At 60.2% G+C, this 18,504-nt stretch carries 18 protein-coding genes and 2 pseudogenes; 7 read left to right on the top strand and 13 right to left on the bottom strand.

All coding sequences use genetic code 11. The features are described 5' to 3' along the window. Positions 1 to 80: 80 nt before the first annotated feature. On the top strand, positions 81 to 1,100 hold the full coding sequence (locus ACA053_RS12500) for a branched-chain amino acid aminotransferase (protein WP_109630208.1): 1,020 nt from the start codon (positions 81 to 83) through the stop codon (positions 1,098 to 1,100). A gap of 53 nt (positions 1,101 to 1,153) precedes the next feature. On the opposite strand, the pseudogene ACA053_RS12495 reads toward ACA053_RS12500, so the two are convergent. The 3 genes and pseudogenes from ACA053_RS12495 to ACA053_RS12485 all read right to left on the bottom strand — a co-directional run bounded on the left by ACA053_RS12495 (position 1,154) and on the right by ACA053_RS12485 (position 4,044). After that, positions 1,154 to 1,991 (bottom strand): annotated as a pseudogene (locus ACA053_RS12495) (TIGR03915 family putative DNA repair protein). Beyond that, positions 1,988 to 3,208, bottom strand: coding sequence for a putative DNA modification/repair radical SAM protein (locus ACA053_RS12490; RefSeq protein ID WP_497317529.1), 1,221 nt, complete (start codon positions 3,206 to 3,208; stop codon positions 1,988 to 1,990). The pseudogene ACA053_RS12495 and the gene ACA053_RS12490 overlap by 4 nt, the downstream one beginning before the upstream one ends. 80 nt (positions 3,209 to 3,288) lie before the next feature. Beyond that, the gene (locus tag ACA053_RS12485) at positions 3,289 to 4,044 is read right to left on the bottom strand and encodes an ArsR/SmtB family transcription factor (protein WP_497395728.1); all 756 of its coding nucleotides are present in this window, start codon (positions 4,042 to 4,044) and stop codon (positions 3,289 to 3,291) included. A gap of 82 nt (positions 4,045 to 4,126) precedes the next feature. Here ACA053_RS12485 and ACA053_RS12480 point away from each other — a divergent pair, with 82 nt between their 5' ends. Then, complete coding sequence (locus tag ACA053_RS12480) at positions 4,127 to 5,272, top strand: cytochrome P450 (protein ID WP_497395726.1); 1,146 nt, start codon at positions 4,127 to 4,129, stop codon at positions 5,270 to 5,272. On the opposite strand, the gene dmeF is transcribed toward ACA053_RS12480, so the two are convergent. The 3 genes from dmeF to ACA053_RS12465 all read right to left on the bottom strand — a co-directional run bounded on the left by dmeF (position 5,247) and on the right by ACA053_RS12465 (position 7,547). Then, the gene (dmeF, locus tag ACA053_RS12475; RefSeq protein ID WP_497395724.1) at positions 5,247 to 6,173 is read right to left on the bottom strand and encodes a CDF family Co(II)/Ni(II) efflux transporter DmeF; all 927 of its coding nucleotides are present in this window, start codon (positions 6,171 to 6,173) and stop codon (positions 5,247 to 5,249) included. The two genes, ACA053_RS12480 and dmeF, sit on opposite strands and share 26 nt — an antisense overlap. 11 nt (positions 6,174 to 6,184) lie before the next feature. Beyond that, positions 6,185 to 6,460, bottom strand: a complete 276-nt coding sequence (locus ACA053_RS12470) for a metal/formaldehyde-sensitive transcriptional repressor (RefSeq protein WP_497395722.1) — start codon at positions 6,458 to 6,460, stop codon at positions 6,185 to 6,187. 202 nt (positions 6,461 to 6,662) lie between these two features. Continuing rightward, positions 6,663 to 7,547: a LysR family transcriptional regulator gene (locus ACA053_RS12465; protein WP_497395720.1), complete on the bottom strand. Its 885-nt coding sequence runs from the start codon at positions 7,545 to 7,547 to the stop codon at positions 6,663 to 6,665. Between the two features lie 116 nt (positions 7,548 to 7,663). On the opposite strand from ACA053_RS12465, the gene ACA053_RS12460 reads away from it, so the two are divergent. From ACA053_RS12460 to ACA053_RS12450, 3 genes and pseudogenes are all read left to right on the top strand, one after another. Further along, positions 7,664 to 8,695: a D-cysteine desulfhydrase family protein gene (locus tag ACA053_RS12460; protein ID WP_497395718.1), complete on the top strand. Its 1,032-nt coding sequence runs from the start codon at positions 7,664 to 7,666 to the stop codon at positions 8,693 to 8,695. 25 nt (positions 8,696 to 8,720) lie between these two features. Further along, positions 8,721 to 8,843: pseudogene (locus ACA053_RS12455) on the top strand (DUF6124 family protein); the annotation flags it as partial. 155 nt (positions 8,844 to 8,998) lie between these two features. Continuing rightward, positions 8,999 to 9,346: a pyocin S6 family toxin immunity protein gene (locus ACA053_RS12450; protein WP_497395716.1), complete on the top strand. Its 348-nt coding sequence runs from the start codon at positions 8,999 to 9,001 to the stop codon at positions 9,344 to 9,346. Between the two features lie 71 nt (positions 9,347 to 9,417). Here the strand turns inward: ACA053_RS12450 and ACA053_RS12445 are convergent, their stop codons facing one another. Further along, positions 9,418 to 9,756, bottom strand: coding sequence for an FKBP-type peptidyl-prolyl cis-trans isomerase (locus tag ACA053_RS12445; protein WP_497395714.1), 339 nt, complete (start codon positions 9,754 to 9,756; stop codon positions 9,418 to 9,420). Positions 9,757 to 9,921: 165 nt separating this feature from the next. Here ACA053_RS12445 and ACA053_RS12440 point away from each other — a divergent pair, with 165 nt between their 5' ends. Further along, on the top strand, positions 9,922 to 10,995 hold the full coding sequence (locus ACA053_RS12440) for a diguanylate cyclase domain-containing protein (protein WP_497395712.1): 1,074 nt from the start codon (positions 9,922 to 9,924) through the stop codon (positions 10,993 to 10,995). Positions 10,996 to 11,007: 12 nt separating this feature from the next. On the opposite strand, the gene ACA053_RS12435 is transcribed toward ACA053_RS12440, so the two are convergent. Continuing rightward, positions 11,008 to 11,316, bottom strand: a complete 309-nt coding sequence (locus ACA053_RS12435; RefSeq protein WP_497317511.1) for an RcnB family protein — start codon at positions 11,314 to 11,316, stop codon at positions 11,008 to 11,010. Between the two features lie 344 nt (positions 11,317 to 11,660). On the opposite strand from ACA053_RS12435, the gene ACA053_RS12430 reads away from it, so the two are divergent. After that, the gene (locus ACA053_RS12430) at positions 11,661 to 13,472 is read left to right on the top strand and encodes a monovalent cation:proton antiporter-2 (CPA2) family protein (protein ID WP_497395710.1); all 1,812 of its coding nucleotides are present in this window, start codon (positions 11,661 to 11,663) and stop codon (positions 13,470 to 13,472) included. Positions 13,473 to 13,593: 121 nt separating this feature from the next. Here ACA053_RS12430 and hcnC read toward each other — a convergent pair whose 3' ends face one another. The 5 genes from hcnC to ACA053_RS12405 all read right to left on the bottom strand — a co-directional run bounded on the left by hcnC (position 13,594) and on the right by ACA053_RS12405 (position 18,486). After that, positions 13,594 to 14,844 carry a cyanide-forming glycine dehydrogenase subunit HcnC gene (gene hcnC / locus ACA053_RS12425; RefSeq protein WP_497395708.1) on the bottom strand — a complete coding sequence of 417 codons (1,251 nt, stop codon included), beginning with the start codon at positions 14,842 to 14,844 and terminating at the stop codon, positions 13,594 to 13,596. After that, positions 14,837 to 16,246 (bottom strand): cyanide-forming glycine dehydrogenase subunit HcnB, encoded by a 1,410-nt coding sequence (gene hcnB / locus ACA053_RS12420; RefSeq protein WP_497395706.1) that lies wholly within the window; start codon positions 16,244 to 16,246, stop codon positions 14,837 to 14,839. Before hcnB ends, hcnC begins: the two co-directional genes overlap by 8 nt. After that, positions 16,243 to 16,557 carry a cyanide-forming glycine dehydrogenase subunit HcnA gene (gene hcnA / locus ACA053_RS12415; RefSeq protein WP_497395704.1) on the bottom strand — a complete coding sequence of 105 codons (315 nt, stop codon included), beginning with the start codon at positions 16,555 to 16,557 and terminating at the stop codon, positions 16,243 to 16,245. The genes hcnB and hcnA overlap by 4 nt, the downstream gene beginning before the upstream one ends. Positions 16,558 to 16,791: 234 nt before the next feature. Next, positions 16,792 to 17,331, bottom strand: coding sequence for a hypothetical protein (locus tag ACA053_RS12410; RefSeq protein ID WP_109630163.1), 540 nt, complete (start codon positions 17,329 to 17,331; stop codon positions 16,792 to 16,794). Positions 17,332 to 17,544: 213 nt separating this feature from the next. Next, a complete protein-coding gene (locus ACA053_RS12405; protein WP_497395702.1) occupies positions 17,545 to 18,486 on the bottom strand; it encodes a hypothetical protein in 942 nt (313 codons plus the stop codon). Between the last annotated feature and the right edge of the window lie 18 nt (positions 18,487 to 18,504).

The following is an 18,504-nucleotide window of genomic DNA, read 5'->3' as shown; positions in this document are numbered from 1 at the left end:
ATGAAGTATTGTTGTCCCCATCCAGAAAAACGTCAGAAGCCTTGAACCGTTTCGGCGGTTGTTAAGTGATAGAGGGTGTCATGGGTAACGAAAGCATCAATTGGGACAAGTTGGGTTTTGACTACATCAAGACAGACAAGCGCTATCTGTCGCACTGGCGTAATGGCGAGTGGGACACAGGCACCCTGACCGAAGACAACGTGCTGCACATCAGCGAAGGCTCCACTGCCCTTCACTATGGCCAGCAATGCTTCGAGGGCCTGAAGGCCTATCGTTGCAAGGACGGTTCGATCAACCTGTTCCGCCCGGATCAGAACGCCGCGCGCATGCAACGCAGCTGCGCCCGCCTGCTGATGCCACAGGTGTCCACCGAGCAGTTCGTCGAAGCGTGCAAGGAAGTAGTTCGTGCCAACGAGCGTTTTATCCCGCCTTACGGCACCGGCGGCGCGCTGTACCTGCGTCCGTTCGTGATCGGCGTGGGTGACAACATCGGCGTGCGCACCGCCCCCGAGTTCATCTTCTCGATCTTCGCCATTCCGGTCGGCGCTTACTTCAAGGGCGGCCTGACCCCGCACAACTTCCTGATCTCCAGCTACGACCGCGCGGCCCCACAAGGCACCGGCGCAGCCAAGGTCGGTGGCAACTACGCGGCCAGCCTGATGCCAGGTTCCCAGGCCAAGAAAGCCCACTTCGCCGACTGCATTTACCTGGACCCGATGACCCACACCAAAATCGAAGAAGTCGGCTCGGCCAACTTCTTCGGCATCACCCACGACAACAAGTTCGTCACACCGAACTCGCCGTCGGTACTGCCGGGTATCACCCGTCTGTCGTTGATCGAACTCGCCAAATCGCGTCTGGGCCTGGAAGTGGTTGAAGGTGACGTGTTCATCGACAAGCTGTCCGACTTCAAGGAAGCCGGCGCTTGCGGTACTGCTGCCGTGATCACCCCGATCGGCGGCATCAGCTACAACGACCACCTGCACGTGTTCCACAGCGAAACCGAAGTCGGCCCGGTCACCCAGAAGCTCTACAAAGAGCTGACCGGTGTACAGACGGGTGACGTCGAAGCGCCAGCGGGCTGGATCGTCAAGGTTTGATCTGACCCCAGCGGCATCGAAGCCCTCCATCGTATTGGCGATGGGGGGCTTTTTTATGAACGACGTTCGGCTTCTCCCCGCGCAATACGTTTGCCTCCCCTGCCCTTGATTCCGCTCGCCTGACCATCCTGTTGCTTACCCGAGCGTGCCTGGGTAATCAACCCCGGAATCAGCGCGCCTTCCGGCAGGTTTTTCCAGAACCGTGTCGGCAAGTGACCTTGCATGACTTTCGGGTTCAGGCGCGCCGGATTGAAGATGTGGCTGTAGTAGGTCAACCACATGTCACTGTGCGGGTCGTCGACGTTCTGTGCCAGCTGCTGCCATTCAACCGGGCACCGGCGCTGGTGGATCAACTGCTCACCGTCGTAGTAGACCCCATCCCTGGGCGTGGCAATCAACCAGCGATGCCGGCCCATGCGCCCGACAAAATGCTCACTGGCACTGTGCAGGATGTCGTGGGCCGGTTCATGCCAGGCAACGTATTGCGGCCCCTCACCTTCAGGCATCGCGACGAAGCGCACAAATGCATGTAAGTGATGAGCTTCACGCTGTACCTGTTTGATTCTCCTATGAAATTCACTGCCTAGCTTGTCGCCGGCCAGCATCGCGGTGCGGTCGCCGTGACTGACCCGCCACAGCACTTCATACAGCAGACTCCAACGTTGATCACCCCGATAACGAGCCGCGCGTTCAAGAGTGTCCAGCAGCGTTCGCGGTATTCGAGCATGAAATGGACCTTGGGTCTGAGGGGGTGCATCGTCGCTGGCGAACAGATCGGAAACGCCTTCACTGGCCCAACTCACCCGGCTCGGGTCCACCTCATGGCTCAGCAGCCAGCGTGCCTGCTGGCGCCTAGGTGTCGAACAAGTCATCGCAATCCAGACTGATCATCCCCATAACCCCATTTGTTGCGGCTGCGGCCGGTCGCGCAATTGCTGATACAGCAAGTGGCTGGTGACCTCCGCCTGCTGCGGGTGGTAATCGCTGGTGATGAAGAACGGCTTGGCCTTGGCCAGCACGCAGCGCATTCGGGCCAGGTCTTCGTAGCGAATGCGGCGCTGACGGCGCAACTCCACCAGCCGCTCGGTGGTACGCAGGCCGATACCTGGAATGCGCGCAATCAACGACGCTTCGGCGCGATTGAGGTCGAGCGGGAAGACCTCGCGGTTCTCCAGCGCCCACGCCAGTTTCGGGTCGATGTCGAGCGCCAGGTGGCCCGGCCCCTTGAACAACTCGCCAGCGGTGAAGCCATAACTGCGCAACAGGAAATCAGCCTGATACAAGCGGTGCTCGCGCATCAGCGGCGGCGCGGCCAGCGGCACACTTTTCGGGCTGTTGGGGATAGGGCTGAATGCCGAGTAATAGACCCGCCGCAAACTGAAGTTGCCGTACAGCGCCTGGGCGCTGTGGAGAATGGTGCTGTCATCGGTGTCATCGGCGCCGACGATCATCTGCGTGCTCTGCCCGGCCGGGGCGAATTTCGGCGCGCGGGGTTCGTTGAGCACGGTTTGCACGCCGGTGTAGATGGTTTTCATCGCTTGCTTGATCGAGCCCAACTGCTTCTCCGGCGCCAGGGTTTGCAGGCTGGCGTCGGTGGGCAGCTCAATGTTCACGCTCAAGCGATCGGCGTAGCGCCCCGCTTCCTCGATCAGCGCCGGATCGGCTTCGGGAATGGTTTTGAGGTGGATGTAACCGCGGAACTCGTGGTCTTCGCGCAGCAGCTTGGCCACGCGGATCAGCTGCTCCATGGTGTAGTCCGCCGAACGAATGATGCCGGAGCTGAGAAACAGCCCGCTGACACAATTGCGCCGGTAGAAATCCATGGTCAGCGTCACCACTTCTTCCGGCGTGAAGCGTGCGCGTGGCACGTCGCTGGAACGTCGATTGACGCAATATTGGCAGTCGTAGAGACAGAAGTTGGTCAGCAGAACCTTCAGCAACGACACGCAACGCCCATCCGGCGTGTAGCTGTGGCAGATGCCCATGCCGTCGGTCGACCCCAGGCCGCTCTTGCCCTCGGAGCTACGCTTCGGCGCGCCGCTGCTGGCACACGACGCGTCGTACTTGGCGGCGTCGGCGAGAATGCTGAGCTTGTCGATGAGTTCCATGGGGCACGCCTTTTACTGTGCGGATATACAGTATAGGGTCGATCTCCAAGGCACAAGTCATCAGCGAACCCTTGGTCGGGTCAGATCACATCCTGTGCAGGCAGCGGTTGGCGTTGCTCGCGGACGGGTTGCAGGGTTGACTGCGCCAGCGTCAGGTCGAAGCGTGCGCCAAGCTCCTTGCGTCCCAGCGCCGTCAATGCCAATGCCCGGCTGTCCAGATCCTGCGTTACCCATTTGCGCTTGATCGCCGCTTGCAGCAATGCCGCCCCCAGCGAACCGCCCAGATGCGGCCGACGCATGCTCCAGTCCAGGCACGGACAAGCAAAACGGCGGCGCAAGGTGTTCAAGTCGTTGACCTCGATGCCCAGCCCTTGCATCAGCGCCTCGCCACTTTCACTCAGGCGATAAACCTGCTCGTCGGTTTCCAGCAACCAGCCTTTTTCCAGCATCCGGTCATGTAGCAGGACCGCCAGCGTCCCGGCCATGTGGTCGTAGCAAGTGCGGGCGAATTGCAGGCGGTCCGGCGTGCGCGAATTGAAGGGCGGCGCGGTGTTCTGGCCGATCACCATCAGCGCTTCCAGCGCCTGGGCCACGCGTTTGTCCGCGAGGCTGTAATAGCGATGGCGGCCCTGCACGTGCAAACGCAGCAGCGCCAGCTCCTTGAGCTTGGCCAGGTGCGCGCTGGCGGTGGAGGCGCTGACTTCGGCAATCGCCGCCAGCTCGGTGCTGGTGCGGGCGTGGCCGTCCATCAGCGAGCAGAGGATTTTCGTCCGGGCCGGTTCCGCGATGGCCGCGGCCACTTGAGAGACGCCGATGTCGTGTTGTTCAACGTTCATATTTCGCTCCCGGACGAATCAAGGCCGTTTTGAACTGGAGATAGTAGCAACACTTCTCCCTCCACGAACAAGGCTGCGCCCCATGGACCCGATCACCGCTGCGACTCATGCCGACCCCTATCCCTATTACGCCCGGCTGCGCGCCAAGGGTGGGCTGGTATTTCACCAAGGACTGAAATTGTGGGTGGCGAGCAGCGCCCGGGCCGTTGCGGCGGTGCTGGCGCATCCGGATTGTCATGTCCGACCGCCCAGTGAGCCGGTGCCCAAGTCGATTGCCGACGGCATGGCCGGCAAGGTATTTGGCCAATTGATGCGGATGAATGAGGGTGAGCGTCAGCGTTGCCCGAGGTCGGCGATTGAGCCGGGTTTGGCGCTGATTGATGTCGACGAGGTCAATGCGCTGGTGAGCGCGAGGCTGATCACGCCGGATGCCGATGGACTGTACAACGCGATGTTTCGCGGCCCGGTTTGCGTGGTGGCGGCGCTGTTGGGGTTCTCGCCGGCTCAGGGCCGGCCCATCAGTGAGCTGACGGCGGATTTCGTGGCGTGTCTGTCACCGCTGAGTGATCAGGCCCAACTGAAGGTTTCCCATGCAGCGGCGGAACAGCTGCGGGGTTATTTCGTTGAACTGCTGGATGATCCGAACAACAGAAGCGCACTGCTCGCCGGGATTCGCCAGCGTTTCGCGGCCGACTACGACACGCTGATTGCCAATCTGATTGGCCTGTTTTCCCAGACATATGAAGCCACCGCCGGTTTGATTGGTAACGCGATCGTGGCGTTGATCCGAACCCCGTTATTTCTGCCTGACTCGACGCCGGTTGAAGCCTTGATCGCCGAAGTTCAGCGCTTGGACCCTTCCGTACAAAACACCCGCCGGTTTGTCGCGGCACCGTGCGAAATCGAGGGCGTACACCTCAATGCAGGCGATGTGATTCTGGTGCTGCTGGCTTCGGCTAATCGCGACCCGCTGCTCAATGAAGATCCCGACGCCTTTATTCTGGATCGCCCACGTCGGCGCAGCTTTACTTTTGGCGAAGGCCGCCATCAATGTCCGGGGCAATTATTGGCACTGCAGATTGCCAGAGCGACGCTGACGCAGATTCTGGCCCATCAACCCGATTGGGATTGCCTGAGCTGGCATTACCGCCCTTCCCTCAACAGCCGCCTGCCGCATTTCAATGATCGCTCCACTGGCGTCATCAGGCGTTGCGAAACTCCACGGTGAGGTGAGACAACTCATGAACCGGTGCCAGACGTTCGCGAATAGTGTCGGCACTGACCTGGCCGGTGGCTACGACACTGACTATCGCTGCCCGCGCATCAGGCCCCACCTGCCAGACGTGAAGGTCGCTGATGCGCACGTCACCCGCCGATTCCAGCAACTCCCGAATTTTAGCTGCGACAGGCTCGTCGGTGGTGTCGAGCAATACCGCCGCACTGTCGCGCATCAGGCCATAGGCCCATTTGGCAATGATAATGGCGCCGACGATGCCCATCACCGGATCCAGCCAGACCCAGCCGAGGTAACGGCCCGCCAGCAAGGCCGCAATCGCAAGCACCGAGGTCAAGGCATCGGCAAGCACATGAACGTAAGCCGACCGCAGGTTGTTGTCGTGAGGGTGCTCGTGGTGATGGCTTTGGCCATGATCATGGCCGTGATGCCCATGATTGCCCGCCAGTAAAAAGGCACTGGCGATGTTCACTGCCAGCCCGATCACAGCAATCACTGTCGCCTCCGTAAAGGCCACGGTGGTTGGCTGGAACAGCCGCAGGGTGGACTCCACGGCAATGCCGAGCGACACCAGCCCCAGCACCATGGCCGAGGCAAAACCGGCCAGATCTCCCACCTTGCCGGTGCCAAAACTGTAGCGGGCGTTGTTGGCGTGACGTCGGGCATAACCATAGGCCGCCGCCGCGATGCCCAAGGCACCGACATGGGTCGCCATGTGAAAGCCATCGGCGAGCAGCGCCATCGAACCGGTGATGTAACCGGCGACAATCTCGCCGATCATCATGAAAAACGTCAACGCCACCACCCACAAGGTGCGGCGGGCGTTTTCATCATGGGAAGCACCCAAGAACACATGGTCGTGGGAAAAGCGCGAAGCCTGCGGCGTGAGTGTCATGGGTTTTGGCCTTATTTCGAGTAACGACGGATGGCTTGCAGCAACTCTTCCAGACCTTCGGCGCGCGCTTCGGCGCTCAAGCCTGGACGGGCCACATGTTCCCGGGCGTGGGCGTCGATGAACTGATCCATCAAACCATTGACCGCACCCCGGATGGCGGCGACCAGGTGCAGGGTCTTGGCGCAGTCAGCGTCGGACTCCAGCGCGCGCTCCACAGCCTGGACCTGACCTGAAATGCGCCGTACCCGGTTGAGCAAATCGTCTTTGTGTTCGTGAATATGCGACATACCAATACCCCCTCCCCCTATATGACAAACATAGTCATCGATGCGGGCAGGCCTGGCAATAAGGCAATCACGTAGAGAAGTGAAACCATCGGGGGGCAGCGTAGCCTGGTCCAATTGAGCCGCAGCGCACGTAGCGTGTACGGCCAGGATTGGGTGGTCGACAGCGGTTACGCCCTGCGCTAGCCCTGCATCTTTCTGCGCTTCAGGACGCCAGTCGACCCGCGACAAAGTCGACGAAGGCTTGCAACTTGGGCAGCGATTTCCTGGAGCGCGGATACACCATCTGCACCGGTTTGGGCGGCGGAACGTAGGCGTCCATGATCCGCACCAAGTCACCGCTGGCCAACGCCGCCGACACCAGAAAATCGGGCTGCATCAAGATCCCCTCGCCGGCCACGGCCGCCTGCAACAGCACCTGACCGTCATTGCTCTTCAACACCGCGCCTTCAGGCCAGGGCACTTCGCTGGCGCCATTTCGTAGCGGCCAGGCAAAGCGGTTGTTCCAGGATGTGTGGGTGAGAATTCGGTGACGGTGCAGGTCTTCGGGGGACTGCGGTTCCTGCCATTTTTCCAGATACCGGGGCGAGGCGCAGATCACCATTCGATACGGCGGCAATGGTGTGGCCAGCAGGTTGACGCCGATCAGTTCGGAAATCCTGAACGCCAGATCGAATGACGTTTCGTACAAGTCCACCACTTCATTACTGAGAATCAACTCAACCTGAATCTGCGGATAACGCTGCATGAACTCGGCCACCAGAGGCCCGACCAGGGAAACGCCGAGACTCATCGGCGCGGTGATCCGCAGCAGGCCACTAGGCTCTGGATTTGATGCCTCCACTCGACTGAACGCGTACCTCACTTGCTCCAGCGCCAGTTTGGCTTCTTCGTAAAACAAGCGCCCCTCGCCCGTGATGGATTGGCGGCGGGTGGTGCGTTTGACCAACTGGGTATTGAGGGTTTTTTCCAGGCCCTGGATGTGCCGCCCGACCATGACCGCCGACATGCCGACTTCACTGGCCGCATCGGCGAAGCTGCCCGCCTCGACGACGGCGACGAAGACTTCCATTTGCCTGAGTTTGCTCATCATCCTGCCTTGCATTCAATACATCAGGTTAAAGGAGTAATAACCGCCGATGCGTTTATCACCCGGGACTTTGTCCCTAGAGTCACTGCAATAAAGTGCATAACGAGGCGCCATTGATGCAAACCCTACTGGACACGTCACTGAGTTCTTTTGCGCGGGCCGACCTGTTGCAAGGCCCCACGCCGATTCAGCGGGCTGAACGCCTGGAGCAACTGCTGGGCTTGAAGGCGCAAGGCATCGGCCTGTTTCTCAAGCGCGATGATCACATGTTGATCGGCGGTGGTGGCAACAAACTGCGCAAACTTGAATTCCACCTTGGCGCGGCGCTCGCGGCCGGGGTCGACACGGTCATTACCATCGGCGGTCTCCAGTCCAACCATGCGCGCCTGACCGCCGCGGTGTGCGCCCGTCTGGGCATTGCCTGCGAACTGATCCTGACCCGGTCGGTGCCAAAATCCGAAGTGGACTACGAGCTGAACGGCAACATCCTGCTCGACCAATTGTTCGGCGCAGAAATACGGGTGCTTGCCGGTGGCAGTGACTCACTCGCCGAGGCTGAGAAACGCGCCGTGCAACTTCGAGAAGCCGGACGCACGGTTTTGGTGATACCGACGGGGGGCTCAACGCCGCTCGGCAGCCTCGGTTATGCGCGTTGCGCAGCGGAGATCGCGCAGCAGGAAACGGAACTCGGCCTGATTTTTAGCCAGGTGATCGTGCCCAATGGCAGCGCTGGCACCCATGCCGGGCTCGCGGCAGGTTTTCAGTTGCTGGGTCGGGGGACGTCGATCGTCAAGTCGTATTCGGTCTTGTCTGATCGGGACACGTCAGCGGACAGGACCGTGAAGTTGACTCAGGACGCACTGATGTTACTGGGCAGCAACGCCGTGGTTCAGGCTTCAGATATTGTCATTGAGGGCAGTCAACTGGGTGACGGTTACGGTCTGCCGACGCCTGCCATGCTGGACGCGGTGCACCTGATGGCTCGCGCCGAAGGTTTGTTGATTGATCCGGTGTATTCCGGGAAGGCGTTTGCCGGATTGCTGGGTGATCTCAGGCAAGGACGTTTCCAGCGCGGTGACAATGTGCTGTTTGTGATGACCGGGGGAACGCCGGGGTTGTATGCCTATCGGGAGACATTTCAGGTCTGAAGGTGTGCAGCCGCTTGATCACTACAGCGACTTCGCCGACCCGCTGAAAGGCCTGCATCGCAGCAAGGCGCTGGGGATTGCGAAGGTCGTCATGCTGGACGAACTGGCGGTAAACCGGGCGCTGGATAGCATCGATCCGAAAGGCTAGCGGAATTCTGTGGTGAGGCGGATCCCTCACCACAAGAGCCGTAGCGAGCCGTACCTTTTGCAACAACAACTCAATATTCAGAAAATGCCTACATCCATTTAATGCCCATTGAGATAGCGTCCGCATCGCTTACAAAAGTTGAAACAAGGACGCTCATGGCTAGCAACACAAACATACCTCCGATTCAAAACCCACCGTCAGGCGACGGGCACGCCGCCCGCAAGACCTCGCTGGACTATCCGGGCAAAAATCAGGAGGCCCATTATGTTTTCTGGATCAGTGGATTTTCAAAGGGTGATCACGAGGGTGACGTCTTAAAGTACGAATTGACCGTTCTACCTGAGTTTGAAGACGCAATGATGCGTGTACTCGGCTGGAAAAATCTTGAAGAAAGCGCGTACGGGGACTGCTTGCTGACCGCTGAACAAATCCGACAAATCGCCATGGCACTCGATGTGCAGCTACCGACTGACCTGGACCTCTTCATCGGTGTGCGGGAGTAGTGAGGAAATCTGCCTGATTGCGGCGAGGGGTTGCCCCCTCGCTGCACATGCCCTTTCAGCCCGCGCGCCAATCAATCATCCCGCGTCAGCACTTCCAACAACTCAATCTCAAAAATCAGGTTCGAATTCGGCGTGATCTTGCCCATCGTGCGCTCGCCGTAAGCCAAATGCGCCGGCACCAGCATTTTGCGCTTGCCGCCAACCTGCATGCCCATAATCCCCTGGTCCCAACCCTTGATCACCCTCCCCGTGCCAATCACGCACTGGAAAGGTTTGCCACGGCTGTAGGACGAATCGAATTCAGTGCCGTCTTCCAGCCAGCCGCGGTATTGGGTGGTGATCAGCGCGCCTTTGACGGCGGCTTTGCCGTCGCCCACTTCTAGATCGATTACCTGCAGTTCATCATTCATCACGTTCACTCTATTGTTCTCGCACACGATAGGGCCCAATGGGCGCCGTTTTCCCAGAAATGTGCGCCATTGGCAACCCATTCGGAACGGTTTTCGGCATTAACCTCAACTAAGATAAGCAACACCAAGGCACACGGAACAATACGACACGATGGCAATTTTTGAATGAATGACGTCTGGACCAACGCAGCCATCGGCTCGGTGATGCTTGCCCTGATCGTCACGCTGATCTGCCGCGAACGCTCGCTGCAGAAGCAGTTGACTGAGCAACGCGCACTGATCGCCAGCCTGTCCGAAGGCCTGCACATCCGCCAGGACGGCGACGCCGAACGTTTCAAACGCAGTCAATACTTCGCCCGCATCGGCACCTGGGACTGGGATGTCGACACCGACAAGCTCTACTGGTCAGACGCGATCTACGGGATGTTCGGCTTCAAGACCGGAGAGGTAACGCCCTCCTACTCCCTTTTCTGCGCCTGCGTGCACCCGGATGACCGGGCCAAAGTCCGGGCCGGGGAACTGCGCTGCCTGGAAACCGGTGAAAACCATGACGAGGAATACCGCGTGGTCTGGCCCGACGGCAGCATTCGCTGGCTACGGGAAACCGGCAACGTGGTCAAGAACGACCATGACGCCACCATCAAGATGATGGGCGTGGTGCGCGACATCACCGAGGAAAAAGCCTCGGCCAGCTATCTGCAGCACCTGGCGCATTACGACCCGTTGACCGGCCTGCCCAATCGCCTGGTGCTAGAAGAGCGCCTTTGCGAAGCGCTTGAACAGGCACGCGTCAGCGCCACGCGGGTGGCGTTGGTGTTTGTCGATCTGAATGGGTTCAAGGCGATCAATGACCATTACGGGCATGCGGCCGGCGACCGAGTGCTGATCACTATGGCTACGCGATTAAAGAAAATCCTGCGTTCAACCGACACCGTCGCCCGGATCGGCGGCGATGAATTCGTGGTCATTCTTCAGGGCTTGCCCCAAGGCGTCAGCCTGCAAGACGAGGCACGCCGCATCTGCCAGAAAATCTTCGTCGAACTGTCACCGCCGATCACCATCGGCAACGACCAGCGCCACATCGGCACCAGCCTGGGCGTGGCGGTGTTCCCGGACCACGCGCCGAGCATGGACCGGTTGATTCACATTGCGGACCTGGCGATGTATGAGGCGAAACGCAGCGGGAATAATCAGTATCGGTTGGGCACTGAAAACCCTGCGCGTGCTCACAGCGAATAGTCTTTCGGTGGCCTAACGCTCCACCGGCGTGATGTCCACAATCGTCCCGTTGGTGACCATCACCATCATGTACTTGTCATTGATCTGCACCCACTGCGCCTGTTCTTTCGGTGCTTTCAAGCCTTTCGCCTTCCAGTTGCGCAGTGCTTTGTCGCTGCGTTGGTAAACGTCCGGGGCGCGGTCGCCGACCACCAGCTCGCGGGTGTTGTTGACCCCGGGCTGGACGGTTTTTTGGGGTGGGTCATCCGCTTGAACGATCGGGCTGAGACCGGTGAGGCCTGCGACGAGGGCAAGGCTGGCAATAAAGGTCTTGTTGTTCATTGATGAACCTCCAGTAAATTCGTGGTATCTGAACTCCGACTGCGCCTGTGCTGAATCATTCCTTACTGTTGCGATGATTCTGCAATGGAGTGAGCGTATGTGGCTCGGGGGATGGCGCATATTGAGGGGTTTATCTGAGTCACTGGTTGTCCATTCGGACGCCTTCGCGAGCAAGCCCGCTCCCACATTCGACCGAGTTGTCCAGACGAGCACGGTCAAAATGTGGGAGCGGGCTTGCTCACGAAAGCGGCCTGTCAGTCAACATCAGTTCATGTTCATGGCTGACGCCTGAAGCCCCACCCTTTATCCTTGGCACTCCGCCGTACCGAGTTCTGGAGTAAGCCATGCCCCACGAAGGCAACCTGTTGCAAGCCGCTGTCGTTTTTCTGTTCGCGGCGGTGCTCACCGTGCCCTTGGCCAAACGCCTGCAATTAGGGGCGGTGCTGGGTTATCTGTTTGCCGGGGTCATCATCGGTCCGTCTGTGCTGGGCTTGATCGGCAATCCGCAAAGCGTCAGTCATATTTCCGAACTCGGCGTGGTGTTGCTGCTGTTCATCATCGGCCTGGAATTATCGCCGCGTCGTTTGTGGGTGATGCGCAAATCGGTGTTTGGCGTGGGGCTGGCGCAGGTGCTGCTGACCGGTTCGGTGATTGGCGTGCTGGCGCTGTTTGTCTTCGGCCAGCCGTTGAACAGCGCCATTGTGCTCGGCCTTGGCCTGGCGTTGTCGTCCACCGCGTTCGGCCTGCAAAGCCTGGCCGAGCGCAAGGAACTGACCAGTCCCCATGGACGTTTGGCGTTCGCGATTCTGCTGTTCCAGGACATCGCCGCGATCCCGTTGATTGCCATGGTGCCGCTGTTGGCGGGCGGCGATCACACCACCACGGCGACCGAGGATTTGAATCACGGTTTGCGGGTGTTGGGCAGCATCGCGGTGGTGGTGATCGGCGGGCGGTATCTGCTGCGCCCGGTGTTTCGCGTGGTGGCCAGGACCGGTTTGCCGGAGGTGTCCACGGCCACCGCGTTGCTGGTGGTGATCGGCACGGCCTGGCTGATGGACCTGGTCGGCGTGTCGATGGCGCTCGGGGCGTTTCTCGCCGGTTTGCTGCTGGCAGACTCTGAATACCGTCACGAACTGGAAGCGCAGATCGAACCGTTCAAGGGGCTGTTGCTGGGGCTGTTTTTCATCAGCGTCGGCATGGGCGCCAACCTGAGCCTGCTGCTCAGCGCACCGATCACGGTGTTGGGGCTGACCCTGTTGCTGATCGCAATCAAGCTGCCGCTGCTGTTTGTGGTGGGCCGATTGGCCGGCGGGCTGGGCAAAGTCAGCGCCATTCGTCTCGGCATCGTGCTCGCTGCCGGTGGTGAATTCGCGTTTGTGGTGTTCAAGATCGGTCGCGACCAGGGTTTGTTCGAGCCGCGCCTGTACGACTTGCTGGTGCTGACGATCACCCTGTCCATGGCCGTCACGCCGCTGTTGCTGTTGTTGTGCGCACGCCTGTATTCGCCGAAAGTGCAGCCCGTGGTGGTGCCGGAGAAATTCCGCGAAATCGACACCGACACCCCGCGTGTGGTGATCGCCGGCATGGGCCGGATGGGCCAGATCGTGGCGCGGATCCTGCGGGCTCAGAACATCAAGTTCGTGGCGCTGGACACCTCGGTGGAAACCATCGAGCTGTCCCGCAGCTTCGGCGGCGTGCCGGTGTTCTACGGCGACCCGATGCGCCCGGAAATCCTCAGCGCGGCCAAGGTCGAGCAGGCGGAATACTTCGTCATCGCCACTGATGACCCGGACACCAACATCAAGACTGCCGAAATCGTGCACAAGCTCTATCCGCACATCAAGATCATCGCCCGGGCACGTAACCGCCAGCATGTGCACCGCTTGGTGGACCTGGGCGCCGAGGCGATTCGCGAGACCTATTATTCGAGCCTGGAAATGAGCCGCCGCACCCTGGTCGGGCTGGGGCTGACCCAGGCGCAGGCCGATGCGCGGATCAAGCGCTTCAAGCATCACGATGAACAGGTGCTGGAGGCTCAGCATGCGGTGTATGACGATGCGGCGAAGGTGCTGCAGACCGCCCAGGAAGCCCGGGCGGAATTGGCGCGGTTGTTTGAGTCGGATCAGATGGAGGAGCGGGAAGCGGGTAAGGTTTGAGCCTTGTGGCGGCAGTTATGCCGCCATCGCGAGCAGGCTCGCTCCCACAGTGGATCTTCAGTGTTCACACAATCCCTGTGGGAGCGAGCCTGCTCGCGATGAACGATAACGCGGTGTGATGTCAGGCCATTTTCTTCAACCCGACCTCCTCCACCCCAAACCGATCCGCCAAAAACGGCGTGATATCCAACGGTAACGGTTCGTTGTTAACCAGCTTATCCAGCAACACCCCGGTAATCGCCGACGTCAAAATCCCCGTGCGGAAATGCCCACAAGCATTGAGATAACCCTCCACCCCTTTCATCGGCCCAAGAATCGGCAACTCATCCGGCGACCCCGGCCGAAGCCCGGCCCAGGTCCGTTTGAGGTTGACGTCCGCCAATTCGGGGATACACCGAACAGCCCCCTGCACCAACCCGGCAATTTCCGGGTACGTGGTGGTCACGTCGAAGCCTTTATCCTCCGTCGTGCTGCCAATCAGGATTTCGCCGTTGTCCTTCTGCGCCACATAACAATCGCTGGTGGTCAGGCAACCGTTGAGGATTTTCGGCATGCGCTCGGTCAGCAGAATCTGCCCCTTTACCGGTTTCACCGGAATCCGGATCCCGGTGGCCTGCTCGCTCAGATCCGCCGCCCAGGCACCCGCCGCATTGATCAGCGTGTTGCAATGAAACACTCCGGCTTCGGCCGTCTGCACACCGCTGACGCGGGAACCGTGGTGCAAAACCCCGGTGACGTTGGTGTTGAAGTAGAGGTCGACGCCGTTCTGCCGCGCGCCTTCGGTGTAGGCATCGGCCAGCCGGAACGGGCTGACCTGATGGTCGCAGAGAAACTCCAGCGCCCCGCTCGCCTCATGGCTGACACTCGGCTCGGCCTCGCGCAGCGCCGCCTGATCGAGCCAGCGCACCTGATCGGCAAGGTGCGGAATGCAGGCAACGATGTGCTCGGCGTAGAGGCGGTCTTCATCGTCATAGATCACGAACTTCAGGCCGGTCTTCTCGAACTTGAAATCCATCCCGTGGTGGTCTTTCAACTCCTGGTGCAGCGCCGGGTACATCGCGTTGGACTGCAAGGCAAAATCGAAGAACGACGGCGGCAAAATGTGCGGTGTGCTGGCGTCCACCACCACTGCCGAACCCTGGGTTTCGCGCTTGCGGTTGGCCGACATCATGCGAAAGAAAATCACCCCACAGCCCAGTCCCACCGATTCACCAATCGCCCACAGGCCACCGGCGGAAGCGCGGGTTGCATTGCCCGGGCGCTTGCAGTCGATCAACGCGACCTTGAGGTTTTTGCGTTTCGACAACTGATAAGCGCAGGACGCCCCGATCACACCGCCACCGGCGATGACCACGTCATAAAACCTACTCATGATGTGCGGCCTCCGTGCCGACGGAGTGGAACGCAGAAAAGGGAATCGGATCGATCGGGAAGCGCGGCCGCAACCAGCCCACGTCCTGCCGACCGGTGACTTCGCGCAAGCGGTCGGTGCAATAGCCGACGCACATCCGCCCCTGACAATCGCCCATGCTCACCCGAGTGCGCATTTTCAGGCTGGCCAGGTCTTGCACGCCCTGCTCCAGCGCCCGGTCGATATCGGCGCGGGTCGCGTGTTCGCAGCGGCAAATCACCGTGTCGGCGGCCGGCAGCGCGGTTTGCCCGGCGCCGCGTTCGGTGTAGCGGTCCACTGCTGCACGGAAGCGCACGATGGCCTTGAGTTTTGACAAATAGCGGTTGCGCCGAACCAGCGCCAATTCGGCGTCCAGCACGTCCCGTTGCAACAGGATCGACGTGGCCGCGATCCGCCCCGCGAGCATCGCCGCTTCGCCACCGCGAATCCCGCCCATATCACCGGCCAGGTGCACGTGAGGCCCGCTGCTTTGCTGCCAGATATTGGCGCTGGCCCGCAGGTAACCGTCGTCGCTGAAACCGTGGTTCAGGCCCATCTGCTGACTGAGTTGGGTGCGTGGAATGAAGCCGTAGCCGACCGCCAGGGTTTGCGCCGGAACCTGCTCGGCGCGGCTCAGGTCCGGCACCCAAGTGTTGGAATACGGCGCCACGGTCACGGAGTTCAGCTCACCTTCGCCCTGCGCCGCCACCACGCCCCAGCCGTAATGCATCGGGATGCCATGCAGTTTGAGGAACGCGAGCATGCTCAAGCCATCGAGGAACAGCTGCGGCTTGTTCAGCAGCGACAGGCTTTCCCGAGCGATCTTGCCGAACGCGCACGCCTCATACACACCCGCGACGGTCACGCCGGACGCGTGCAACTGACAGGCCACCAACGGCAATAACGGTCCGGTGCCAGCAATCACCACCGGCCCCTGCGGCTTGACCACTCCGCTCTTGATCTGCAATTGCAGACCGCCCAGCAGGATAACGCCGGGCAAGGTCCAGCCCGGAAATGGCACGCTGCGCTCATGGCAACCGGCCGCGAGCAGCAGTTGCGGGTAGTCGATTTCCTGCAACTGCTCGTCGCTGTCCAGCACCACCAACGCGCGCGTGCCTTCGGCGCCGATCACCCGGTGATTCAGGCGCACGTCGATCAGCGCCGAGTGTTCCTGAAACTCGCCATGCAAGGTGTCCAGCGCTTCCGAGTAGCGCGGCCCCAGATAGTCGAGTTGCACGCCATCGCGCAGCGGTCCGCGATAGACCACACCCCCCAGCCGCGAAGCTTCTTCAAGCAATGTGCAACGCACGCCGTGTCGGGCCAGTTCAATGGCCGCAGCCATCCCCGCCGGCCCGCCGCCAACGATCACCGGAAGCTGGCTCATACGCCCTCCTGCTCAACGATGCGGTTGACTTGGGTTTCGACTGTCATGCCGTCACGCACTACGGTCTGGCAGGCGCGACGTTTGTGTCGGCCATTGATTTTCACCAGGCAGCATTGGCACACGCCCATGCCGCAATAGGCGCCGCTGATTTGGTCGTGATCGTTACGGGCCACCTGGCGCAGGCCAAGGGATTGAATGACCGAGAGGACGGTTTCGCCGAGGGCGGCGCTGACCGCCTGGCCGTTGATGTGCACAGTCATATCCGCGCGCAGCAGCGGCTGGATATCAAACGTTCTGTCTAAGCGTGGCATTGCGATGTTCATCCATGATGAGTTCAGGTGAGGTTCCACAGCTCCTTGCTGCACTACACCTTGCGGGCCACGGCTATGTAAAAACTCGCACTGGTACTTCGACAGCGCAACAGGGTGCGCGTCAAAGCAATGTAGTCGAAGCCGCAGTAGGGGCTTGGATCTTTTACGGTAGGAGATATTGCGTAAGAGAATATTGATCCAGGCCAGTGAAAGACGCCGCCCCCACCTCGTCGATCAGTTGGAGAACACGTACTCGCCCCTGACCTTTTTCGCGCCGATGAAGCCCAGGTCCGGGAACAGCAGGTTTTTGACCAAGGCGACGAAGAACGCCATGCCCAAGGTGATTGCGACGCCGACCACAGTCATCACCGGGTCTTCTTCATAACCCTTGAACATCCGCGAGACCTGGCTGACCGTCAGAATCACGTAAATGGTGTAAGCCTGTGGCACGTACTTGTAGAAGCCCCAGGCGAACGCCAGCGGTACCAATGCCGCAAACAAGGTGAAGAACACGACCGCACCGGAGCCGATCATCGCGCCCAGGTAAAACCCGGAGACCGCTCCCAGCAAGGCTTGAACGCAAGTCAGCGCGATCAGAATGTTGACCTTGAGTGAGTGCTTTTCGCGCAGTGCCGGATCCGGCCTGGCCCCAATCCAGTAAGCCAGTACCCGATCCTTGACCGCCCCACCGGAGAACGCCTTGAACGTCTCGGTTTTGGAGCGCCCGGCGTCGAGCATCGCCACCAGTTGCCGTTTTATTTCCTTTTTGTCCAATGTACTTCTCCCCTTCTTGAGTCAATGCAAACTAAGGGGCGCATCTTCGCTTTATTGGACGCCAGAAAGCAAAACGCCGCTTCCACCCGAGGCGGAAGCGGCAGAGGCATGAGCCTCAGAAGATCAATGCATGAACAGGGCGATCAGGATGATGATCGGGATTGGCACGCCAAGAAAGAACAGCAGTAATGAGCGCATGGTAATTCTCCTGGGTTAGCGAACAGGTGGCACGGAAGTGGTGGTCACATAAGCATCAGTTTCCACATACTCCACGGCATCCCGACGACGACCGCCGAAGGTAGCGGCGAGGCTGGCGAAAAACGCACCGATCAGCAGCGCAATGAACATCCACAGCGACGTCCAGGCAGCGACTTTGGCGGCGGTATCAGCCGCTTGTTGTGCAGCCAGTTTGGCGTCGGCCACGGCTTTTTGAGTGCGGGCATAGACTTCATCGACACGGCGTTCGGCATCGGCTTGGGTCAGGTTGGTGCGCTGGGCGACCAGCTGGGCCAGGTAAGTGCGGTCTTCGGCCGACAGCTGACCATCATTGTTCAGGGAGCGGACGAAGATGCGCGTCACAGTGCTACGGGCAGCGTCATCACTGACGGCAGCCGGACGATCATCGCGGAACAGGCTGTCAACGAAGTAACCATACTGGTCGCTGTCGGTATTGCCCGCCGCAGTGCCCGCGGCTTGAGTCGCAACACCGGCAGCGCCACCGACCACACTCGCCCCGGCTTGCACACCACCGCTGACGATGCTGCTGACCGAACCGACGACCAGCGTCGCGGTCACCAGCGTTGCAACGCACCAGGCCAGGAAGCCATGAGCCGTGTCACGGAAATAGACTTCATCACCGTGCATGTTGGCCCATTTGACCCGCAGGCGACCGGCGATGTAACCACCGAGCCCGGACGCGACGATCTGTGTAACGGCCAGCCAGATAATCGTTGAAATCCCCAGGCCCTTGGCACTCACACCTTCGTTAGCCCAAGGCGAAACGGCCGAGAATCCAAGACCAAAACCCAGCAGTACCAGAATCAGCGATAACGCAGCTGCCGCAGCGGCACCGGCGAAGATCGCTCCCCAGGACACACCCGAGAGCGTGCTTGATTCTTCTGCGGCAGGATAGAAACCATCAGAGGATCTATTCATTGTTGTATCGCTCCAGGC

Source organism: Pseudomonas sp. LBUM1672 (assembly GCF_059695655.1).
This window is presented reverse-complemented; position numbering and strand designations above follow the sequence as displayed.